Genomic DNA, 20,758 nt, shown 5'->3' with positions numbered 1-20,758 from the left:
CCCCGGAGGGTCGCGGAACACCGGCCGGGCATCGGGGGTGTCAGGCCCCGGTGGGCTGGCGGACGTTCTCCCGGACCCACTCCACGATCGACGTCGTGGTCGCCCCGGGTGTGAAGATCTCGGCGACGCCCTTCTCCTTGAGCGGCGGGATGTCCTCCTCGGGGATGATGCCGCCGCCGAAGACCAGGATGTCCGCGGCGTCGCGCTCCTTGAGGAGTTCGATGACCTTCGCGAACAGGGTGTTGTGGGCGCCGGAGAGGATGGAGAGGCCGATCGCGTCGGCGTCCTCCTGGATGGCCGTGTCGACGATCTGCTCCGGAGTCTGGTGGAGGCCGGTGTAGATGACCTCCATACCGGCGTCGCGCAGCGCCCGCGCGATGACCTTGGCCCCGCGATCGTGGCCGTCGAGCCCCGGCTTGGCCACCACCACGCGGATCGGAACGGCTGCCACACCCATCACTGCCTCCATGAAGCGACTACATCCATCCGTACCGAGAAGTACCGCACAATCCGCGCGTTCCGCCACCCGTCGCGAAGTGAACGAACGTTATCTCCAGCATCCCTCAACCGGCAGTTTCACGGCGCCGACCGAGGGGGAAATCACACGGTGGGACACGTTCGGGAGTCACGGCGTGGTCCACGTCATGAGGGCACACGGGGGACGGAGCCGTCGTTCCGTGTGCTGACAGGAGGACGGCCGTGAAGGTCACCAGAGCCCTTGAACCTCTCGTTCCGCTCTACCAGGCCTTCTTGCCGGGCAGGCTCGCCGGACTCTCCATGGCGCTGGTCAAGGCGACCGTCCTGGAGGTCGCGATCCTCGCGGGGCATCTCGCCCTCTACCCGACCGGCATCACACAGGAGCGCCACGAGCCGGCCCGTCCGGCGCCCCTGCCGGACCACACCGCGCAGCTGCCGGCCGCGCCCAGCCCTCCGATCGTCCTGCTGCACGGCTTCATCGACAACCGCTCGGTCTTCGTGATGTTGCGCCGCAACCTCGTCCAGCACGGCAGGCAGCGCATCGAGTCGCTCAACTACTCGCCGCTGACCCGTGACATCCGCGCGGCGGCCGAGCTGCTCGGCCGGCACATCGAGCAGGTCTGCGAGCGCACCGGCAGTCCCGAGGTCGACATCGTGGGGCACAGCCTCGGCGGACTGATCGCGCGCTACTACGTACAGCGGCTGGGCGGCGACGCCCGCGTTCGCACACTGGTCACGCTGGGCACCCCGCACTCCGGCACCCGGGTCGTCCCGCTCGCGGACGCGCATCCGATCGTGCGCCAGTTGCGTCCCGGTTCGGATGTGATCGAGGAGCTGGCGCTGCCCGCACCGGGCTGCCGTACTCAGTTCTTCTGCTTCTGGAGCGAGATGGACGCTCTGATGGACCGGCCGGAGACGGCCTGCATCGACCATCCCGACCTGATGGCCCAGAACATCCAGGTGGTGGGGATCGGGCATCTGGCACTGCCCGTTCACCCGGCCGTCGCGGCCGGGATCCGCCAGGCCCTCGACTCCGAGCGGCCGGACGTGGCGGTGGCCAGTCCCGCCGAGGGCCTGACCGTGGCGTAAAAAGGGTCCAAAGTTACATAACAGGCATCGCCGGGTGGCTCAACTGCCGCCCGGCAGTGCTGGTTCGGGGGGATTCGGAGGGACGCGGCGGGCGCCCCGATGTCGAACAATCTTCGAACGCAAGGCCAAGGCCAGGTCCAGAGGCCCCCGAAACACGGCCGAATGCCCTTTTCCTGCACCCACGAAACCAGCAGAAGATTGTCCCGCCCGTCTACCGCCGGGTACAGTCGCCGCACTGCTCTGCCAGCCCCTGTCGTCGAGGCGAAAGAGAAGTTGGTGAACGACCGTCACCCGTCGGGGACCATGACCACCCCGACTCCGGCTTCCGATGCCACTGCGGCGCCCTACGCGTCGTACGGCGGCCAGGAAGCCCAGTACGGCGACTTCACCACGTACGGCGGCTACGACACCAGCCATTTTCCGTCCGGCGCGCACGCGGGCGAGGCTCGGTTCGACGCCGAACCGCACTCCTACGCCGAATCGCACTTCCAGGCCGACCCGCTCTTCGGCAGCCTGCCGGGCGAGGGGCACACCACCGGCGCGTACGACGCCAGCCAGTGGCAGACCGGCGACCACCACACCCCGCTCCACGACCCGTACGCGGCCCAGCACCACGCCGCCTACGACACCGGCGCCTACGACACCACCGCCTGGACGGTCCCCCGGCAGGCCGCGGGCCCCGAGACCGGCGGCCAGTGGGACGCGAACGCCTGGCTCCAGCCCGAGCAGCATCCCGCCGGCGCGGATCCGACGCAGCAGTGGGAGTGGGGTACGCAGGCCTTCGAGCAGCCCTTCGACACGGGCGCGTACGACGCCACGCAGTGGAACACCGACGGCGCCGCCGCCACCGCCGAGCCCGGGCAGCCGGCCGAGTCCTACGACGACCCGTACCGGGACACCGCCTATGCGGACACCGGCTACCCGGACGCCGACTACGCGGACCCGGCCTACGCGGACACCGCCTTTCAGGACACCGCCCTTCAGGACTCCCCTTACGAGGAGCCGGACCTGGAGCCGGGCGGATTGGCCGACACGGGTGAATTGCCCGCAGTAACACCACTGCTCGAAGACCAGGAAGAGGTCACCCCGGTCCCCCGCGCGGGCTCCCGCAGCGCGGCGCGCTCCCGTCGCCGCGCGCCCGCCAGGCGCTCCGCGCTGCTGACCGTCGCGGTGCCCTCGGCCTGCGTGATGGGCGTCGCCGGGATCGCCGCCGCCTCCGTGGGCAGCCTGACCGACAGCGGCACTGAGACCAGCGCGGCCGCGGCGGAGACGAAGTCGGTGAAACCGTCCGCCGCCAACACCAAGCTGGACACCCAGCTGGAGAGCCTCTCCGCCGGAGCCGGTGACTTCGCCGACCGGGCGAGCCGTACGCAGGAGCGCATCGACCTCAAGGCCCAGCAGGCCGCGGAGAAGCGGAAGGCTGCCGAGGAGGCGGCCCGCAAGGAGCGGCTGCGCCCCAAGTTCCTGCTTCCCGTCACCCAGAAGGGGCTCAGCGCCTACTTCGGCCAGGCGGGCGTGAACTGGATGTCCGTGCACACGGGCATCGACTTCCCCGTCTCCTACGGCACGTCGGTGCGGGCCGCGACCGACGGCACCGTGCGCACCCAGTGGAACAGCGCCTACGGCAACATGCTGATCCTCACCGCGAAGGACGGCACGGAGACCTGGTACTGCCACCTCTCCCGCTACCGGGTCCCCTCCGGGACGTCCGTCAAGGCCGGCGATCCGATCGCCTACTCCGGGAACTCGGGCAACTCGACCGGCCCCCACCTGCACTTCGAGGTCCGGCCGGCCGGGGGATCGGCGATAGACCCGCTGCCGTGGCTGCGCAGCCACGGACTCGACCCGACGTAGTAGCCGTCGGGCCCGGTCCGCCGCGGCCTGCTACAGCTTCTCCACCGGCGCGTACCGCAGCAGCAGCCGCTTCGGCTTGGCTTCCCCGAAGTCGATCGTCGCCTCGGCGTTCACACCCGTACCCTTCACCGCGACCACCGAGCCGAGCCCGAACTGGTCGTGCGTCACCCGGTCCCCGACGGCCAGGGACACCACCGGCTTCTCCGAGGTCCGGCGCGTGGCGAACCCGGAGGCACCCGACGCCGACGAACGCGAGCGGGACGAGGACAGCGAGGCCGCCACACCAGCCGCGGGCCCGGAGGACACCGGCGCCATCGCCCCGGTCCGCTTCCACTCCAGATGGGCGGGCGGGATCTCCTCCAGGAAACGCGAGGGCGGGTTGTACGAGGGCTGCCCCCAGGCGCTGCGCAGCGTGGAGCGGGTCAGGTAGAGGCGCTCGCGCGCGCGGGTGATGCCCACGTATGCCAGGCGCCGCTCCTCCTCCAGTTCCTTGGTCTGGCCGAGGGCGCGCATGTGCGGGAAGACGCCGTCCTCCATACCGGTCAGGAAGACGACCGGGAACTCCAGCCCCTTGGCGGTGTGCAGGGTCATCAGCGTGATGACACCGTCGCCGTCCTCCTCGTCGGGGATCTGGTCGGAGTCGGCGACCAGGGCGACCCGCTCCAGGAAGTCGGCGAGCGTACCGTTCTCCTCGTCACCGCGCTCCTGCTCGAACTCCAGGGCCACGGAGGCGAGTTCCTGAAGGTTCTCGATGCGGGTCTCGTCCTGCGGGTCGGTCGAGTTCTGCAACTCGGAGACATATCCGGTGCGTTCGTAGATCGCCTGGAGGACGGTGGCCGGCCCCGCGCCGGACTCCGCGACCGTGCGCAGCTCCTCCATCAGCGTGTTGAACCGCTTGACCGCGTTGGTGGAGCGCGCGGCCATGCCGTACGCCTCGTCGACGCGCCTGAGCGCCTGCGGGAAGCTGATCTTCTCGCGCTGGGCGAGGGCGTCGATCATGGCTTCGGCGCGGTCCCCGATGCCGCGCTTGGGCACGTTGAGGATCCGGCGCAGCGGGACGGAGTCCTCCGGGTTGGCGAGCACCCGCAGGTAGGCGAGGACGTCCCGGACCTCCTTGCGCTCGTAGAAGCGGACACCGCCGACGACCTTGTAGGGCAGGCCGACGCGGATGAAGATCTCCTCGAAGACACGGGACTGGGCGTTGGTGCGGTAGAAGACCGCGACGTCACCCGCCTTCGCGTCGCCCGCGTCGGTGAGACGGTCTATCTCTTCGGCGACGAACTGGGCCTCGTCGTGCTCGGTGTCGGCGACATAGCCGGTGATGCGCGCGCCCGCTCCCGCGTTGGTCCACAGGTTCTTCGGGCGGCGGGACTCGTTGCGCTCGATGACCGCGTTGGCGGCGGACAGGATGGTCTGGGTGGAGCGGTAGTTCTGCTCCAGCAGGATCGTCGTCGCGTCCGGGTAGTCCTCCTCGAACTGGAGGATGTTGCGGATGGTCGCACCGCGGAAGGCGTAGATCGACTGGTCCGCGTCACCCACGACGCACAGTTCGGCGGGCGGCAGGTCGGGCTCGCCCGGGGGGACGTCCTCGGCGTGCGCGCCGGTGCCGACGAGCTCGCGGACCAGCGTGTACTGGGCGTGGTTGGTGTCCTGGTACTCGTCCACCAGGACGTGCCGGAAGCGGCGGCGGTAGTGCTCGGCGACGTCCGGGAAGGCGCGCAGCAGGTTGACCGTCGTCATGATCAGGTCGTCGAAGTCGAGGGCGTTGGCCTCGCGCAGCCGTGACTGGTAGAGGGCGTAGGCCTGGGCGAGGGTCTTCTCGAAGCCGTCGGTCGCCCGGGCGGCGAAGTCCTCCTCGTCGATCAGCTCGTTCTTCAGGTTGCTGATCTTGGCGCTGAAGGACTTGGGCGGAAAGCGCTTGGGGTCGAGGTCCAGGTCGCGGCAGACCAGGGCCATCAGGCGCTTGCTGTCGGCGGCGTCGTAGATCGAGAACGACGAGGTGAAGCCGAGTTTCTTGCTCTCGCGGCGCAGGATGCGCACGCAGGCGCTGTGGAAGGTCATCACCCACATCGCGTTGGCACGCGGGCCGACGAGCTGCTCGACGCGCTCCTTCATCTCGCCCGCGGCCTTGTTGGTGAAGGTGATCGCGAGGATCTGGCCCGGGTGCACGTGCCGCTCGCCGAGCAGATGGGCGATGCGGTGGGTGAGCACCCGGGTCTTGCCGGAGCCGGCGCCGGCCACGATGAGCAGCGGGGAACCGGCGTGCACCACGGCCGCGCGCTGGTTCTCGTTGAGCCCCTCCAGGAGCGCTGCGGCGTCGATCGGCGGACGCGGTGCGCCGTCGCGGTAGTACGCCTCCCGGTCCGGCGGCACGTCGAACTTCCCGCCGAACAGATCGTCCGGAACCTGCTCCGGAGCGTAGTCGTCCTCGGGCGGTGGCGGGGGCTCCTCCGCGTGGCCGCGCGGGGCTTGGAGGTTCGCCAGGAAGCTGTCGTCAAAGAGGCTGCTCATCGCTCTCCGAGTCTAGGGGGCCCCACCGACAGCGCGCTGCCGGTCCTGGACACCCCGTTGCCTCACGCTCCGGAGACGTGCCATCACATGAACGGAACTCCGGAAACCGGTCACGGAAATGTATCGGACATATCCCTCGCCAACCTTCACATGAGCCACACGAGTTGGTTACCGTCACGGACAGGCCGTACGACCTCTACCGGTGAACCTCGCCGGGCCGTACGGCCTCCGCCGAGTCCGGAGTGCCACCGCGTGGCAGCCGGAGCCGGGGACCCACCGAACCTCTGGGGTGAATCGGCCCAGTCCCGCACGGGGCACGGCCGTAGGGCAACCCTTCCGAAACACCCGCCCGAACCCGACAGCTAACCCGGTAGGCGGAGCATGGAAGGAGTCGCCTCTTTTGGCGTCGCACCGCAAGTCACGCGCCGTCGGCACCCATGCCACCGGCCCGGCCACCACGGCCCCCGCCCCGGTGGCCGTACTCTCCCGGACCCCCGGGGCCGCCCCCTCCGACGACGGAGCCGGGCCGAGCGCCGCGGAGATCGAGAGGAAGATCGACGACCTGTACCGCCGTAGGACCGCGCCGGTGGCCGAGAAGCACGACCCGGTCAGGGAGCGGTCCGGCAGGCCGCGGGCGCGCGACGCCGCGCCGGAGACGGCCGCCGTCATGCTCGCGGACTTTCCGCAGGACCACTTCGGCCCGGCCAGGCTGATGGGCCGGCTGAACGCGCGCCAGGCCGTGCGGAAGAGGCAGGAGGTCGTCCCGGGCCCCGAAGCCCCGGCCGAGCCCGCGCCGCCGCGGCACGAGCTGCCGGACCAGGAGGACCTGAAGGACGCCAAGACCGCCGTGCAGCTGAAGCTCTCCGCGGCTCGCGTGCTGCTGTCGGAGCGGCTGACCGCGCTGCGGAGCGTCCCCACCGACGGCCCTGTCGCCCTCCCCGCCGACGTCACTGCCGCCATCCTCGGCGACGTCACTGCCGCCATCGGCGTCGACGGCTCCATACCCTCGGCAGCCTCGTTCGCCACCAGGGCCGAGCAGGCGGTGGCCTTCGCCCGCGCGCAGATCGGCAAGCCGTACGTCTGGGGTGCGGCCGGTCCCGGCTCGTACGACGGCCCGGGCCTCACCCAGGCGGCCTGGAAGACGGCCGGCGTCGAGCTGCCGCGCGACTCCCGTCTCCAGGCGGTCTGGGGCGCACCGCTCTCCCTGGCCGACGCCCGGCCGGGTGATCTGGTGTTCTTCTACGACGACTGCACCCACGTCGGCGTCTACATCGGCAACGGCACGATGATCCACGCCCCGAAACCGGGCGCCTGTGTGCGCGAGGAGTCGGTGCGCTACGACGGCGAGACGATCATCCACCGGGTGGTACGCCCCGCCTGAGCGGCCGAGGGGAAGGAAGCGGGACGGTCAGGTCCAGAGCACGGCGATGAAGATGTTGGCCGTGGTCAGCAGGCCCACCAGGCCGAAGAGGCGCTTGTCGACCTGTTCGTCGTCCCGCTTCACGTAGACGAGCCCGAGGATCACGATCAGCAGGGCCAGCTTCACGCCGATCTTGATGTTGTTGACGTGCTGGTCGTCGGCCTGGTTGAGGCCGACCAGGATCACTCCGGTGACCAGCATGGTGAGCGCGCCGTGCAGCATCGCCGGGACGAAGCGGGCGGTGCCACGGCCCATCGCCTTCATCTGGGTGAGGAAACCGCCGAGGAGTGCGGCGATGCCGATGATGTGCAGGCCGACGAAGAGATGGATGAGTACGTCCATGGCTCCGGAGCCTAGTCAGGATGCGGACCCGTCCTCGGCACCGCCCCCCACACAGAGACGCGTCCCATAGCACTCCCGCCCGCGCTCCCGACCCGAAACCGGCGCTTCGGTCACCACGCTGCTCGAAGCCGGTGTCGCCGACCCGGATCGCGATCACATGTGGTCACCACGGCGCCCGAATGGGCCACTTCCGCACAGCTGTTACCGGGCCGACACCGTCCGGTTTAGCGTCCTCCACCAGGTGACCGGCTCCCCACCGCCGTCCAGAACCAGGGGCGGCAGTCGGCCACCACCGCCGAGAAGGGTCCGGCGGCGGCTCGCTCCCCCTGTGCGGGCCGCCGCCGGACCCGCGAAACAGCTCGGCCGTGAGAAAGGACGTGACGGCCCAGGTGGCAGCGCACCGCAAGCCCCGGCAGCGTTCGCTGGGCGGCAGCACCGCCCGCACCGCGGCGACCCTCGCCCTGGCGGGCGCGGCCACCGCGACCGCCTTCGACGGCACCGGGCACGCCGCACCGCAGCTGACCTCGGCACAGGTCAAGGCGCGGGTCGACAAGCTGTACCAGGAGGCCGAGGCCGCCACCGAGAAGTACAACGGCGCCAAGGAGAAGGCCGACGCGACGGAACGGCGGCTCAGCGTGCTGCGCGACGAGGCGGCCCGCGGCGAGGAGCGGCTCAACACGGCGCGGGACACGCTGGGTACGGTGGCGGCCGCCCAGTACCGCAGCGGCGGTTTCGACCCCGTGGTGCGGCTGATGCTCTCCGGCGACCCCGACCGGTATCTGCGGGGCGCCACCTTCGCCGACCTGGCGGCCGACCGGCAGTCCCGGGCCGTGGCCCGGGTGCACAGTCAGCTCCGGGAGATCGAGCAGCTGCGTGGCGCCGCCCGGGTGCAGCTGGTGTCGCTCAGGTCCCGACAGGCGGAGCTGAAGCGGGAGAAGAGGACGGTCACCGGGAAGCTGGCCGAGGCGAGGGAGCTGCTGTCCCGGCTCACACCGCGTGAGCAGAGCCTGATCACGGCATACGACGGGACGGGCGCCACCGCGGCCCGCGGCTCCAGGTCGGCGTCCCCCGACGCACGCGATCCGCTCACGCCCCCCGGCTCCGTCACGGCCCCCGACTCCCGTGCCGCGGCCGCCGTCGCCTACGCCTACCGCAAGCTCGGCAGCCCCTATGTGTGGGGCGCGACCGGCCCCGACGCCTTCGACTGCTCGGGCCTCGCCCAGGCCGCGTACCGCTCCGCCGGGCTCTCCCTCCCCCGCACGACCTACGCCCAGATCAACGCGGGCCGGCGCGTCTCCCGCTCCGAACTGCGCCCCGGGGACCTGGTGTTCTTCTACTCGGGGATCAGCCACGTCGGCATCTACGTCGGCAACGGCCGGATGATCCACGCCCCGAACCCGTCGGCGCCGGTGCGTCTGGCCCCGATCGACCAGATGCCGTTCGCGGGGGCGACGCGGGTGGCCTGAGCGTCACACCAGCCGTCGTGCCGTGGCCCACCGGGTGAGTTCGTGACGGTTGGACAGCTGGAGCTTGCGCAGTACCGCCGAGACATGGGACTCGACCGTCTTCACCGAGATGAACAGCTGCTTGGCGATCTCCTTGTAGGCGTACCCACGGGCGATCAGGCGCAGTACCTCGCGTTCGCGTTGGGTGAGGCGGTCCAGGTCCTCGTCGACCGGCGGGGCGTCGGTGGAGGCGAAGGCGTCCAGTACGAACCCGGCCAGGCGCGGGGAGAAGACGGCGTCGCCCTCCTGGACCCGGAAGACGGAGTCCACCAGGTCGGTGCCCGTGATCGTCTTCGTCACGTAGCCGCGCGCGCCGCCGCGGATGACGCCGATGACGTCCTCCGCCGCGTCGGAGACGGACAGCGCAAGGAAGCGGACGGGCCGCTCGGCGTCGGCCGCCAACGCGGCGCAGCGGCGCAGCACTTCCACACCGCCGCCGCCCGGGAGGTGGACGTCGAGGAGGACCACCTCGGGCCGGGTCGCGGTGATCACCGTGACGGCCTGGTCGACGTCGGCGGCCTCGCCGACGACCTCGACGCCGGTCTCCTCGGTCCGGCCGATCTCGGCCTGGACGCCCGTGCGGAACATCCGGTGGTCGTCCACGAGGACCACCCGTACCCGGCGTTCGGCCGCGCCGCCCTCCGCCGCTTCCGCCGTGCCGTTCGCCTCGGTCGGGTCGCTCATGACGTCTTCTCCACCCTCTCCATCTCCAGCTCGACCTCCGTACCGCCGTCGGGCACGGCTCTCAGTCTTGCCGTACCGCCGTTGCGTTCCATACGGCCGATGATCGATTCTCTGACGCCCATACGGTCGGCCGGGATCGCGTCGAGGTCGAAGCCCGGCCCGCGGTCCCGGACGGACACGAAGACCGTCCTTCCCTCCACCTCGGCGTAGACCTGCACGGCGCCGCCCTCGCCACCGTACTTGGCGGCGTTCACCATCGCCTCGCGCGCGGCCTGCATCTGTGCCGTGAGCCGTTCGTCGAGGGGGCAGTCGCCGACCACGACGACCTCGATGGGGACGCCGTGCTTGTCCTCGACCTCGGCGGCGCTGCGCTTGACCGCGTCGGCGAGGGTGACCGGTTCCTCGTCCTCGTCCTTGCCGGTGCCCTCGGGTTTGTAGAGCCAGGCGCGCAGGTCCCGCTCCTGGGCCCGGGCGAGACGGCGCACCTCGTTCGCGTTCTCCGCGTTGCGCTGGATCAGGGTGAGGGTGTGCAGCACGGAGTCGTGGACGTGGGCGGCGACCTCGGCCCGTTCCTGGGCGCGGATGCGCATCAGGCGCTCCTCGGAGAGGTCCTGGGTCATCCGGACCAGATAGGGCCCGGCGAGGAGGGTTATGCCGACGAGCACCGCGAGGGCTGCCTGGAGGACCGCGCCGAGGTGGGAGGGGGAGCCGCGGAGCACGAAGATGCCGGAGACGCCGGCGGTGACGAGCAGGACACCGCCGACCGCGCGCAGCAGTGTGAGGGTGCGACGGCGGCGGCCGACCTCGACCCAGCGGGCCCGGCGGGCGTTGTCCGCCTGGCGCCAGACCAGGGCGACGCCCGCACCGACGAGAACGGCCGGCAGCAGATACGCCTTGGCCCCGTTGCCCAGGTTGACGCTGCTCACGAAGACCATGGCCACGACGACCATGAGGAGCAGCGCGACGATCTGGCCCCGGTCCGGCTTACGGGTCACGAGTCTTCGGCGGCCGTCCGGCGAGGTCTCGGTGCTGACCAGGGACGGCGGCTTCTGGTCACCGACCCCGCCGACGCCGAGCGGCACGAAGAACCAGAACGCGGCGTACAGCAGGGCTCCGAGTCCGTCGGCCAGGAACAGGCCGGCGAACACCAGGCGCACCCAGATCACGGGCAGCCCGAGGTGCCCGGCGAGGCCCCGCGCCACGCCCCCGAGCCAGCGGCCGTCGCTGCTGCGGTAGAGCTTGCGCGGTGGCCGCGGGTCTTCGAGGGGCGCTGCTGCGGCTTCCGGCATGCCACCGATGGTCACACGGCGGCGGTTTCGGGGGCATCAGGGGCGGCCCCCTAGACTCCCCTGATCTTCGGACTCCGCCGATCTTCCGATCTTCGGACTCCGTCGATCTTCGTGGCTCTCCCGGCGATCGTGCCCGGCTGCTCGCGATCGCCGGCCCTCTCAGGGCCGATATCAGGGTTCACCCAGGGTCAACCCGGCTGCCGTCCCGACACCGCGGCCGTCACCATGGACCCATGACGGATCACGAGCACGCCGCGACGGCCGCGGTGTCCCCCAGGTTCCGGCGCGACCGGCGCCACAGGATGGTCGGGGGCGTGTGCGCCGGGCTGGGCCGGCACACGGACATGGATCCCGTGATCTACCGGATCACCCTCGCGGTGCTCGCCGTGGCCGGCGGAATCGGCCTCATCTTCTACGGTTTCGCCTGGCTCTTCGTGCCGTACGCCGACGACGAGGAGAACGAGGTCCGCAAGCTGCTGACCGGCCGGGTCGACGGGCAGGCCCTGACCGCCGTGCTGTTCGCGCTGGTCGGCTGCGGGGTGTTCCTGACGATGCTGAGAAACGGCGGGGTGCTGGCCTTCGCCTTCGTGCTGTCCCAGCTGCTGATCGGCGCGGGCTACTGGTCGCGGCGGCGTGGCGCCCCCGGCCCCGACCCGCTGGCGGCGCAGGCGGTGGCCGACGCGCCGCCGGAGGCCCAGGCGCCTCCGGTCCCCGCCTCCTACCCGTCCTGGTGGCGCGACCCCATCGTCAAGGACGGCACACACGTGGGCGGCACCGGCTATCTGTGGGGGCCGGGCGACTCGGGTGACCGGGACGTCGCGGCGGCCGTCGGCACCGGCCGCGGCGCCTCTCCCGGCGAGCGTACGGAACCGCGCGCCGCACCCGCGCGGCCGCGTGGTCCGCGCTGGATCGGCGGCTGGGTCTTTCTGCTCGCGCTGCTGGCCGGCGGCCTGGGCACCGGCCTGATGTGGCACGGGCATCCGCTGGGTACCAGCTTGCAGGCCGGTCTGGCCTGCGCGCTCCTCGTCTTCGGTCTCGGGATCGGCGTCAGCGCCGTCCTGGGGCGCACGGGTGCGGGGTCGGTGGTCCTCGCGATCGTCACGGCGGTGCTGCTCGCCGGTGCCTCGGCTCTGCCCAAGGACATCACCGCGCACTGGATACGCACCTCGTGGGAGCCGGTCTCCGCGGCGGACGTGCGGTCGTCGTACCGCCTCGGCACCGGCGAGGGCACCCTGGACCTGACCGGGGTGAGGGTCGCCGACGGCCGGACCGTGACGACGGAGGCGGACGTGGGTGCGGGCAGGCTGCGGGTGATCGTGCCGGCGGACGTGACCGTGCGGCTGAGCATCGATGTGGGGGTCGGGGACATCCAGTTGCCCGGTGACGACAAGCACGACGTGGATGTGGCGCCGGGCAGACACAAGGACGTGACGCTGTCACCGGCCTCGGGCAGCAAGAAGGCGGGCACGTTGGACATCGGTGTGAGAGTCGGAGTGGGACAGGCGGAGGTGCGTCGTGCTGCGTCATGAATTCCAGCCGGGAAGGCTGGTCGCCGGTCTCTTCCTCACGGCGACGGGCGGCGCCTTCGCCGGTGACGCGCTCGGAGCGTGGGACACACCGTGGTTCGCGGTCGTGCCGCTCGTCGCGGGCGGTCTGTTCCTGGCCGTGGCGACGGGGGTCCTGGTACGCCGCGTCCGTGGTCGGCGGCAGTCCCTGAAGACCTGACCGCCTGCTGAGGACCTGGCGCGGCTAGAGACCCGACCGCTGTCGTCGCCTCGCGCGCAGCAGCGCGTCCAGGGAAAGGTAGGGGGTGCCGGCGAGGACCAGCGGCAGCCAGGCCATCAGGTAGGCGAGATCGTTGCCGTAGTAGTAGGGCGTGGAGGCCCAGCTCACCGTCAGCCACAGGCTGAGGGAGATCAGTGCGCCGCCGAGTGCGGCGAGGCGGCCGAACAGGCCGGCCAGGATGCCGATGCCCACGGCCAACTCGCCGAGGGCGATGGCGCAGCCGAAGCCGACGGGGCTCTTCAGGGCCAGGTCCACCAGGGCCGGGATGGCGGAGGAGTCGCGGACGGCGCGCATGGTGTCGCCGATCGAGCCGGTGCCCGCCGACTTCAGGAAGGCGCTGTCGGTCAGCTTGTCCACGCCCGCGTAGATGAAGGTGACACCGAGGAAGACGCGTAGCGGAAGGAGGGCGTAACGGGTGGCGGTGTCCCGCCAGTCGCCATCGGAGGCGGAGATGTACGTGTCCGTACGGATACGGTGAGTCATCGTTCCCAGCCGCCTCTCGCCCGCGTGCCCAGACCCTCGACAGTCCATACGTACAGCAATCCGGTCCCGCTCAATCGTCTCGCGGTCTTTTTCTGTCAGCTGAGCAGATCGGGTTCGCTGCGGCTGATGTCCTGCCACAGCGGCTGGTAGTTGATCCAGGCCACCAGGTCGCCGCCGAGCTGTTCGCGGGTCGCCACGGCCGGCTTGTGGTCGATGAGGAGGGGCCGGCCGGCCGCCTTCGCCAGCAGCTGCACCTGGCAGGACCGCTCCATCGACAGAAACCACCAGGCCGCCGCGTCCACCGAGTCGCCGACCGTCAGGAGGCCGTGGTTGCGCAGCACGAGCGCCTTTCCGGAGCCGAGCGCGGCCGCGATCCGGCGGCCCTCCTCGGCGTCGACGGCGACGCCCGTGTAGGCGTCGTAGACGGCGTGGTCCTCGTAGAAGGCGCAGCTCTCCTGGCTGATGGGGTCGAGCAGTTCACCGAGCGCGGACAGGGCGCGGCCGTGCACCGAGTGGCAGTGGGCGACGGCGACGACGTCGGGGCGTGCGGCGTGCACCTGGGCGTGCGCGGTGAACGCCGCCTGGTTGACGTGGTAGCGGCCCTCGATCACCTGCCCGTCCTGGTTGGCCAGTACGAGGTCGCTGACGGTGACGTGCCGGAAGGGCATCCCGAACGGGTTCACCCAGAAGCAGTCGGAGAACTCCGGGTCGCGTGCGGTGATGTGCCCCGACACCCCGTCCTCGAATCCGGACCGCCCGAAGATCCGGAGGGCGCCCGCCAGGCGTTCCTTGCGGTGCCGGCGTTCGTCCTCGACCGAGTCGTGCATCGGCGGCATCGCGAACCGCAGCTGGTCGGTGGGCAGCGGCAGAGGCGGGGTGGGCCGTTGCATAGGTCCTCCTGCACGGGGTTTTGCTGTACGAGGCGGAAGTTACCGCCGGTCAGCACAGGAGAACAGGGCTGGGAGAAGACTGATCCCCGCGAACTGGCCGGACGACGGACAGGGAAAAACAGAAAGAGACGGGAAAAGACAGGAAGAGGTGGAACCGCGTGAGCCGTTCCACCTCTCCTCTGCCGAACCGACGGAGTCAGCGCGCACCCGTCAAGCGAGCGCGGCGCCGACGCTCACTCCCACTCGATGGTGCCCGGCGGCTTCGAGGTCACGTCCAGAACGACGCGGTTGACGTCGCGGACCTCGTTGGTGATGCGGGTCGAGATGCGGGCGAGCACCTCGTACGGCAGGCGCGACCAGTCGGCGGTCATCGCGTCCTCGGAGGAGACCGGGCGCAGCACGATGGGGTGGCCGTAGGTGCGGCCGTCGCCCTGGACGCCGACGCTGCGGACGTCGGCGAGCAGGACCACCGGGCACTGCCAGATGTCCCGGTCGAGACCGGCCGCCGTCAGCTCCTCGCGGGCGATGGCGTCGGCGTCGCGGAGCAGGTCCAGACGCTCCTTGGTGACCTCGCCGACGATGCGGATGCCGAGGCCGGGGCCGGGGAAGGGCTGGCGCTGGACGATCTCCTCGGGCAGGCCGAGTTCCTGACCGACCATCCGGACCTCGTCCTTGAAGAGCTGGCGGAGCGGCTCGACGAGCCGGAACTCCAGGTCCTCGGGGAGGCCGCCCACGTTGTGGTGGGACTTGATGTTGGCGGTGCCGGTGCCACCGCCGGACTCGACCACGTCGGGGTAGAGCGTGCCCTGCACGAGGAACTCGACCGCCGGGCCCGCGTCGGCGATGATCTCGGCCTGCGCCTGCTCGAAGACGCGGATGAACTCCCGGCCGATGATCTTCCGCTTCTCCTCCGGGTCGGAGACGCCCTTGAGGGCGGTCAGGAAGCGCTCCTCCGCGTCCACGACCTTCAGCTGCACGCCGGTCGCGGCCACGAAGTCCTTCTCGACCTGCTCGGTCTCGCCCTTGCGCATGAGGCCGTGGTCGACGTACACGCAGGTCAGCTGGGAGCCGATGGCCTTCTGGACGAGGGCCGCGGCCACGGCGGAGTCGACGCCGCCGGACAGGCCGCAGATGGCGCGCTTGTCGCCGACCTGCTCGCGGATCAGGGCGACCTGCTCCTCGATCACGTTGCCCGTGGTCCAGGTCGGGGACAGGCCGGCGCCGCGGTAGAGGAAGTGCTCCAGGACCTGCTGGCCGTGCGTGGAGTGCATGACCTCGGGGTGGTACTGGACGCCGTAGAGCTTCTTCTCGTCGTTCTCGAAGGCGGCGACCGGGACGACGTCCGTGGACGCGGTCACGGTGAAGCCCTCGGGGGCGGCGGAGCAGGCGTCGCCGTGCGACATCCACACGTGCTGCTCGGCCGGGGTGCCTTCGAACAGGGTGGACGACACCTTGGAGACGTGCAGGTCGGTGCGGCCGTACTCGCGGGCGCCGGTGTTGTCGACGGTGCCGCCGAGGGCCAGCGCCATCAGCTGGAAGCCGTAGCACATGCCGAAGACGGGAACGCCGGCCTCGAAGAGCGCGCGGTCGAGGCTCGGGGCGCCCTCCTCGTACACGGACGAGGGGCCGCCGGAGAGGATGATCGCCGCGGGGTTCTTGGCGAGCATCTCGGCGACCGGCATGGTGCTCGGCACGATCTCGCTGTAGACCCGCGCCTCGCGGACGCGACGGGCGATGAGCTGGGCGTACTGCGCGCCGAAGTCGACGACCAGGACGGTGTCGGGGGTGGCGGCAGCGGGAGTCGCTGATGACACGGGGTGCCTTCCGGCGGATCTGGGCGGGGGTCTGTGGTGTCGATTCTAGCGGGGCGGCCGTGGGGGTCCTCCCGAGTGCTCCCTCTGCTCCCTGTGCGCCCGTGGCATACTTGCCGCCATGCTCGCGCAGACGACCTTCCTCTTTACCTATGGCAACCGGCCCGCCGGATGCCATGGTCGTGCTGCTTGAGCTGACAGCCGAGCGACTTCCCAGGCGCCCCGGGCCGACAAGGCCCGGGGCGTCTGGCGTTTTCCGGGTCCGTCGTCCCGGGGCACCGCCCACCGACAGGAGCCCCAGACATGAGCGTCATCCCCGAGACCGTCCTTCCCGAGACCGTCGTCGCCGAGACCCCCGAGGCCGTTGATGTGATCACCGGTGCGCGTGAGCGCATCGACGCGCTGGACGACCGGATCATCGGGCTGATCCAGGAGCGGGTGGCCGTGTCCGCGGTGATCCAGGAGGCCCGGATCTCCTCCGGAGGGCGGCGGGTCAGCCTGTCCCGGGAGATGGAGATCCTCGGCCACTACCGGGACGCGCTGGGCAGGCCGGGGACGGCGCTCGCCATGACCATGCTGGAACTGTCCCGTGGTCGCATCTGAGTTCGGGCCCGCACTCACCCGTACGGCGCGTGACCGGGGCACGCGCGGCTTCGTTGGTCCCGGTGTCCGTGCCAGCCAGGGGCGGGCCCGAAAGAACCACGCGTGGCTCGCTGGAGCGATGAGGCGTGCGGATCATGCCGCACGCCGTGGGACCTCGTTCCAGACCGGTGACCGGACGGCAGGGGACAGCAGCCCGGTCATTCAAGAGATCGGCCGGCTCCGGGGACGCCCGGGGCCGACCGGCGGAAAACAGCACAGCTGAAGAGCGCGCGGCGCACTCCCCCGGCGCCGCTCCCCCGGGCACCGACGCTGCCCTGACGTCGGTGCTGACGGAGAAGGGCCCTGCGGCTCCGTCCCGCGGGGCCCTTCGCACACCCTCATGTCCCTGTCCCGGTCGCTGTCCTTCCCCGCTCTCCCCAGCCTCGCCCGCCCTCCCGCGTCCCGTCCCCTCGGCCTCCCTTCACTGCGACGGAGCGGACGGCTCCTTCGGCGGCACCGCCGGTATCCCCAGGAACGGCAGCCGCAGCGCGCCGAAGGCGTCCGCCGGGACCGCCGGGGTGCCCGGTTCCACCGGCTTCAGCCGCTCGTACACCGCCCCCTGCTCCGGACGTGTGTCCGCCTCGCCGTTGTTGGGCCAGTACGACATCGCCCGCTCGGCCTGCGCGGTGATGGTGAGCGAGGGGTTGACGCCCAGGTTCGCGGACACGGCGGAGCCGTCGACGACCGAGATGCCGGGGTGGCCGTACAGCCGGTGGTACGGGTCGATCACACCGGTCTCGCGCGAGTCGCCGATGGGGCAGCCGCCGAGGAAGTGGGCGGTGGCCGGGGTACCGGTCAGCTCGCCGATGTTGCTGCCCGGGAAGCCGTTGATCTCCGCGGCCAGTTCGGTGGCCGCCTCCGAGGCCACCTTGATCTGCGTCGGGTTGGGCGTGCCGTGGCCCTGGCGGGCGGTGAGCATGCCCTTGCCGACACCCTTCGGCTTCAGGTAGGTCGTCAGCGAGTTGTCCAGCGACTGCATCACCAGGCCGATGATGGTCCGCTCGGACCAGCGGATCTTGGAGAAGGCCCGGGCGGTCAGCACCGGGTGCCGGGTCGCGTTCCGCAGCCAGGCCAGGACCCGGGAAGAGTTCTCGGTGTAGGGGATCTGGTAGATCGACATGAAGCCCATGGCGTTCGAGCCCTTGCCGTAGCGGACCGGCTCGATGTGTGTGTCCGCGTCCGGATGGACCGACGAGGTGATCGCCACGCCCCGGGTGAAGTCGACCTTCGGTGTGCCGTGGAGCTTGCGGTAGCGGCGGTCGCTGGTCTGCGCGCCGACCAGTCCCTCGGAGTTGGTGCGGGTCAGCACGCCCAGCCGGTCGGAGAGGTGCGGCAGCCTGCCGGTCGCCTTCATCCGGTGCAGCAGGGTCTGGGTGCCGTAGGTGCCGGCGGCGAGGACGACCCGCCGGGCGGTGAAGGTCCGCCCCTTGCCCTTGCGCCGCTGGTCCGTCGGGAGGGTGGCGATCGCGTACCCGCCGCGCGAGTCGTCGGTGACGGACACGACGGTCGTCATGGGATGGACGACCGCGCCCGCCTTCTGGGCGAGGTAGAGGTAGTTCTCGTTCAGGGTGTTCTTGGCACCGTGCCGGCAGCCCGTCATGCACTCACCGCACTCGGTGCACGCCTTGCGCGACGGTCCCGCCCCGCCGAAGTACGGGTCGGCGACCTCCTCGCCGGGACGCGCCTTCGCCTTGCCGTCCGCGTCCTCGCCGTCCCCGAAGAACACTCCGACCGGCGCCATGTGGAAGGTGTCGCCCACGCCCATCCGCTGCGCCGCCGCCTTCAGATGCACGTCGGACGGGGTCATGGTCGGGTTGAGCCGTACGCCGAGCATGCGCCGCGCCTGGTCGTAGTACGGCTTCAGCTCCTCCTGCCAGTCGGTGATGTCCCGCCACTGGGGGTCGTCGAAGAACGCCTTCGGCGGTACGTAGAGGGTGTTGGCGTAGTTGAGCGAGCCGCCGCCCACACCGGCGCCCGCCAGCACCATCACGTTGCCCATCAGGTGGATGCGCTGGATGCCGTACATGCCGAGCTTCGGGGCCCAGAGGTAGTTCTTCAGGTCCCACGAGGTCTTCGGGAGCATGTCGCGGGTGAAGCGCCGTCCGGCCTCCAGCACGCCCACCCGGTAGCCCTTCTCGGTCAGCCGCAGTGCCGTGACCGAGCCTCCGAAGCCGGAGCCGACGACGATGACGTCGTAGTCGTAGGCCGAGCCGGATTCTTGCGACATGTGCTCTCCTCGTTGAGAACTGAGGGTGTTGCCCCTGCTGTTTACCGGAACCTGAACGCCTTCATCAGCCGCAGACTGCGGCTCATGAACTGCACGTACTTCTCGTCGTCCATGCCGAGCGACGGGGCCATCGGCATCAGCCGCTGCTGGGCGACCGTCTGGGCCTCGGTGAACTTGAGGATGCCCTCGGAACCGTGCCGACGGCCGAGACCGGAGTCCTTCATGCCGCCCATCGGCGACTGGACGCTGCCGTAGGCGGGCGCGTAACCCTCGTTGACGTTCACCGTGCCGGTGCGCAGCCGGGCCGCAACGGCTCGTCCGCGCGCGGCGTTCCGCGTCCAGACCGACGAGTTGAGGCCGTACGGGGTGGCGTTGGCCGCCTCGATCACCTCGTCGTCGGACGTGAAGCGGTAGATGGAGACGACCGGCCCGAAGGTCTCCTCCGCGCATACGGCCATCGGTGCCTCGACGCCGTCCAGGATGGTCGGCTCGAAGAAGTAGGGGCCGATGTCGGGGCGGGCGACGCCGCCGGCGACCACCGTGGCGCCCTTGGCGACGGCCTCCTCCACATGCCGCTTGACCGTCTCCAGCTGCCGCTCGCCGACCAGCGAGCCCATGTCGGCGCCGTACGCCAGGGACCGGCCGAGCCGCATGGCCTTCGTGCGGGCGGCGAAGCGCTCCAGGAAGACGTCGGCGATGGAATCGTGGACGTAGAGCCGCTCGATGGAGATGCAGAGCTGGCCGGCGGACGAGAAGCAGGCGCGGACCGCGCCGGCGGCTGCCTTCTCGATGTCGGCGTCGTCCAGGACCAGCATGGCATTCTTGCCGCCGAGTTCGAGGGAGACGCCGACCAGACGGGCGGCGGCGCCCTGGGCGACCTCGCGGCCCGTGCGGGTGGAGCCGGTGAAGGAGACGTAGTCGGCGTGCTTGACGACCTCCGGGCCCACCACGGGTCCGTCACCGATCACGACCTGGAAGACATCGGCCGGGAGCCCCGCCTCTATGAGCAGGTCGCGGGCCCACAGGGCGGTCAGGCAGGTCTCGGTGTCGGGCTTCATGACGACGGCGTTGCCCGCGACGAAGGCGGGCAGGGCGTCGCCGACGGAGAGTTCGAGGGGGTAGTTCCAGGGGGCGATCTGGCCGACGACACCGCGCGGGTGGCGCAGTTCGGTCACCTTGGTGAGCACCGGTACGGCACCGGTGTGCCGCTTGGGCCGCAGATAGGCGTGCGCCCTGCGGCCGTAGTGCCGGGCGGCGACGGCGACGGCGAGGACCTCCTCGGAGGCGTGCAGCCGGGCCTTGCCGGTCTCCAGCTGGATGAGGTCGAGCACCTCGGCCTGGCGTTCGAGGATCAGGTCGTGGAAGCGCAGGAACACGGCGGCCCGCTCCCGTACCGGGCGCTGCGCCCAGACGGCCTGCGCGGCGCGGGCGGCTTCGTAGGCCCTGAGGACGTCCTCGGGGGTGGACTCGGGCAGGTCCGCCAGCTTCTCGCCGGTGAAGGGGGTGTGGTTGGCGGTACGGCCGGAGCCGACCACGCCCTTGACGAGCTGCGCGACCAGCTCCGGGGTGACCACGTCGGCAGCGGTGCGGGCGCCTGCGGGGGCGGGGGCGAGAGGGTTCGTGCCGGTCGGTTCCGTGACCTGCTCCGGTGCCTTCGAGTCCGTCATGAGCGGCAGGGTATGCCGGAGTGACGCGTTTGGGTACCCGCCGGTAACGAGGATTCACCGGGCACACACATCACGCCAGTGA

At 70.8% G+C, this 20,758-nt stretch carries 17 protein-coding genes and 1 riboswitch; of the genes, 7 read left to right on the top strand and 10 right to left on the bottom strand.

What is annotated here, in order from left to right; all coding sequences use genetic code 11:
* Positions 1 to 40 precede the first annotated feature (40 nt).
* Positions 41 to 457, bottom strand: a complete 417-nt coding sequence (locus tag ACIPK3_RS20395; RefSeq protein WP_402571511.1) for a cobalamin B12-binding domain-containing protein — start codon at positions 455 to 457, stop codon at positions 41 to 43.
* Between the two features lie 242 nt (positions 458 to 699).
* Between ACIPK3_RS20395 and ACIPK3_RS20390 the strand changes: the two genes are divergently transcribed.
* Together ACIPK3_RS20390 and ACIPK3_RS20385 are read left to right on the top strand one after the other, a co-directional pair.
* Positions 700 to 1,566 (top strand): esterase/lipase family protein, encoded by an 867-nt coding sequence (locus ACIPK3_RS20390; protein ID WP_402571509.1) that lies wholly within the window; start codon positions 700 to 702, stop codon positions 1,564 to 1,566.
* Positions 1,567 to 1,728: 162 nt separating this feature from the next.
* Entirely contained in the window at positions 1,729 to 3,420 is a 1,692-nt protein-coding gene (locus ACIPK3_RS20385; protein ID WP_402571507.1) for a M23 family metallopeptidase, read from the top strand.
* Between the two features lie 30 nt (positions 3,421 to 3,450).
* Here the strand turns inward: ACIPK3_RS20385 and pcrA are convergent, their stop codons facing one another.
* Positions 3,451 to 5,931 carry a DNA helicase PcrA gene (pcrA, locus tag ACIPK3_RS20380; RefSeq protein WP_402571505.1) on the bottom strand — a complete coding sequence of 827 codons (2,481 nt, stop codon included), beginning with the start codon at positions 5,929 to 5,931 and terminating at the stop codon, positions 3,451 to 3,453.
* A 219-nt stretch (positions 5,932 to 6,150) separates the two neighbouring features.
* Positions 6,151 to 6,323, top strand: a riboswitch (cyclic di-AMP (ydaO/yuaA leader).
* A gap of 8 nt (positions 6,324 to 6,331) precedes the next feature.
* Between pcrA and ACIPK3_RS20375 the strand changes: the two genes are divergently transcribed.
* A complete protein-coding gene (locus ACIPK3_RS20375) occupies positions 6,332 to 7,312 on the top strand; it encodes a C40 family peptidase (RefSeq protein WP_402571503.1) in 981 nt (326 codons plus the stop codon).
* A gap of 27 nt (positions 7,313 to 7,339) precedes the next feature.
* On the opposite strand, the gene ACIPK3_RS20370 is transcribed toward ACIPK3_RS20375, so the two are convergent.
* Positions 7,340 to 7,693: a hypothetical protein gene (locus tag ACIPK3_RS20370; RefSeq protein WP_402571501.1), complete on the bottom strand. Its 354-nt coding sequence runs from the start codon at positions 7,691 to 7,693 to the stop codon at positions 7,340 to 7,342.
* A gap of 389 nt (positions 7,694 to 8,082) precedes the next feature.
* On the opposite strand from ACIPK3_RS20370, the gene ACIPK3_RS20365 reads away from it, so the two are divergent.
* Positions 8,083 to 9,159, top strand: coding sequence for an NlpC/P60 family protein (locus ACIPK3_RS20365; protein ID WP_402571856.1), 1,077 nt, complete (start codon positions 8,083 to 8,085; stop codon positions 9,157 to 9,159).
* A 3-nt stretch (positions 9,160 to 9,162) separates the two neighbouring features.
* Here the strand turns inward: ACIPK3_RS20365 and ACIPK3_RS20360 are convergent, their stop codons facing one another.
* The gene (locus tag ACIPK3_RS20360) at positions 9,163 to 9,882 is read right to left on the bottom strand and encodes a LuxR C-terminal-related transcriptional regulator (protein ID WP_402571500.1); all 720 of its coding nucleotides are present in this window, start codon (positions 9,880 to 9,882) and stop codon (positions 9,163 to 9,165) included.
* A complete protein-coding gene (locus tag ACIPK3_RS20355; RefSeq protein ID WP_402571498.1) occupies positions 9,879 to 11,171 on the bottom strand; it encodes a PspC domain-containing protein in 1,293 nt (430 codons plus the stop codon). Before ACIPK3_RS20355 ends, ACIPK3_RS20360 begins: the two co-directional genes overlap by 4 nt.
* 233 nt (positions 11,172 to 11,404) lie before the next feature.
* On the opposite strand from ACIPK3_RS20355, the gene ACIPK3_RS20350 reads away from it, so the two are divergent.
* Together ACIPK3_RS20350 and ACIPK3_RS20345 are read left to right on the top strand one after the other, a co-directional pair.
* A complete protein-coding gene (locus ACIPK3_RS20350; protein WP_402571496.1) occupies positions 11,405 to 12,700 on the top strand; it encodes a PspC domain-containing protein in 1,296 nt (431 codons plus the stop codon).
* Positions 12,687 to 12,896 carry a hypothetical protein gene (locus ACIPK3_RS20345; protein WP_402571494.1) on the top strand — a complete coding sequence of 70 codons (210 nt, stop codon included), beginning with the start codon at positions 12,687 to 12,689 and terminating at the stop codon, positions 12,894 to 12,896. The genes ACIPK3_RS20350 and ACIPK3_RS20345 overlap by 14 nt, the downstream gene beginning before the upstream one ends.
* Positions 12,897 to 12,920: 24 nt before the next feature.
* On the opposite strand, the gene ACIPK3_RS20340 is transcribed toward ACIPK3_RS20345, so the two are convergent.
* From ACIPK3_RS20340 to guaA, 3 genes are all read right to left on the bottom strand, one after another.
* Positions 12,921 to 13,439 carry a DoxX family protein gene (locus tag ACIPK3_RS20340; RefSeq protein WP_402571492.1) on the bottom strand — a complete coding sequence of 173 codons (519 nt, stop codon included), beginning with the start codon at positions 13,437 to 13,439 and terminating at the stop codon, positions 12,921 to 12,923.
* A 95-nt stretch (positions 13,440 to 13,534) separates the two neighbouring features.
* The gene (locus tag ACIPK3_RS20335; RefSeq protein WP_402571490.1) at positions 13,535 to 14,329 is read right to left on the bottom strand and encodes a class II aldolase/adducin family protein; all 795 of its coding nucleotides are present in this window, start codon (positions 14,327 to 14,329) and stop codon (positions 13,535 to 13,537) included.
* Positions 14,330 to 14,562: 233 nt separating this feature from the next.
* The gene (guaA, locus tag ACIPK3_RS20330; RefSeq protein ID WP_402571488.1) at positions 14,563 to 16,143 is read right to left on the bottom strand and encodes a glutamine-hydrolyzing GMP synthase; all 1,581 of its coding nucleotides are present in this window, start codon (positions 16,141 to 16,143) and stop codon (positions 14,563 to 14,565) included.
* A gap of 300 nt (positions 16,144 to 16,443) precedes the next feature.
* Between guaA and ACIPK3_RS20325 the strand changes: the two genes are divergently transcribed.
* Positions 16,444 to 16,743 (top strand): chorismate mutase, encoded by a 300-nt coding sequence (locus ACIPK3_RS20325; protein ID WP_402571486.1) that lies wholly within the window; start codon positions 16,444 to 16,446, stop codon positions 16,741 to 16,743.
* Positions 16,744 to 17,203: 460 nt separating this feature from the next.
* On the opposite strand, the gene ACIPK3_RS20320 is transcribed toward ACIPK3_RS20325, so the two are convergent.
* Together ACIPK3_RS20320 and ACIPK3_RS20315 are read right to left on the bottom strand one after the other, a co-directional pair.
* Positions 17,204 to 19,009, bottom strand: coding sequence for a GMC family oxidoreductase N-terminal domain-containing protein (locus tag ACIPK3_RS20320; RefSeq protein WP_402571485.1), 1,806 nt, complete (start codon positions 19,007 to 19,009; stop codon positions 17,204 to 17,206).
* Positions 19,010 to 19,050: 41 nt separating this feature from the next.
* A complete protein-coding gene (locus ACIPK3_RS20315) occupies positions 19,051 to 20,676 on the bottom strand; it encodes a succinic semialdehyde dehydrogenase (RefSeq protein ID WP_402571483.1) in 1,626 nt (541 codons plus the stop codon).
* Positions 20,677 to 20,758 lie beyond the last annotated feature (82 nt).

Source organism: Streptomyces sp. NPDC086787, assembly GCF_044745865.1.
GTDB lineage: Bacteria > Actinomycetota > Actinomycetes > Streptomycetales > Streptomycetaceae > Streptomyces.
This window is presented reverse-complemented; position numbering and strand designations above follow the sequence as displayed.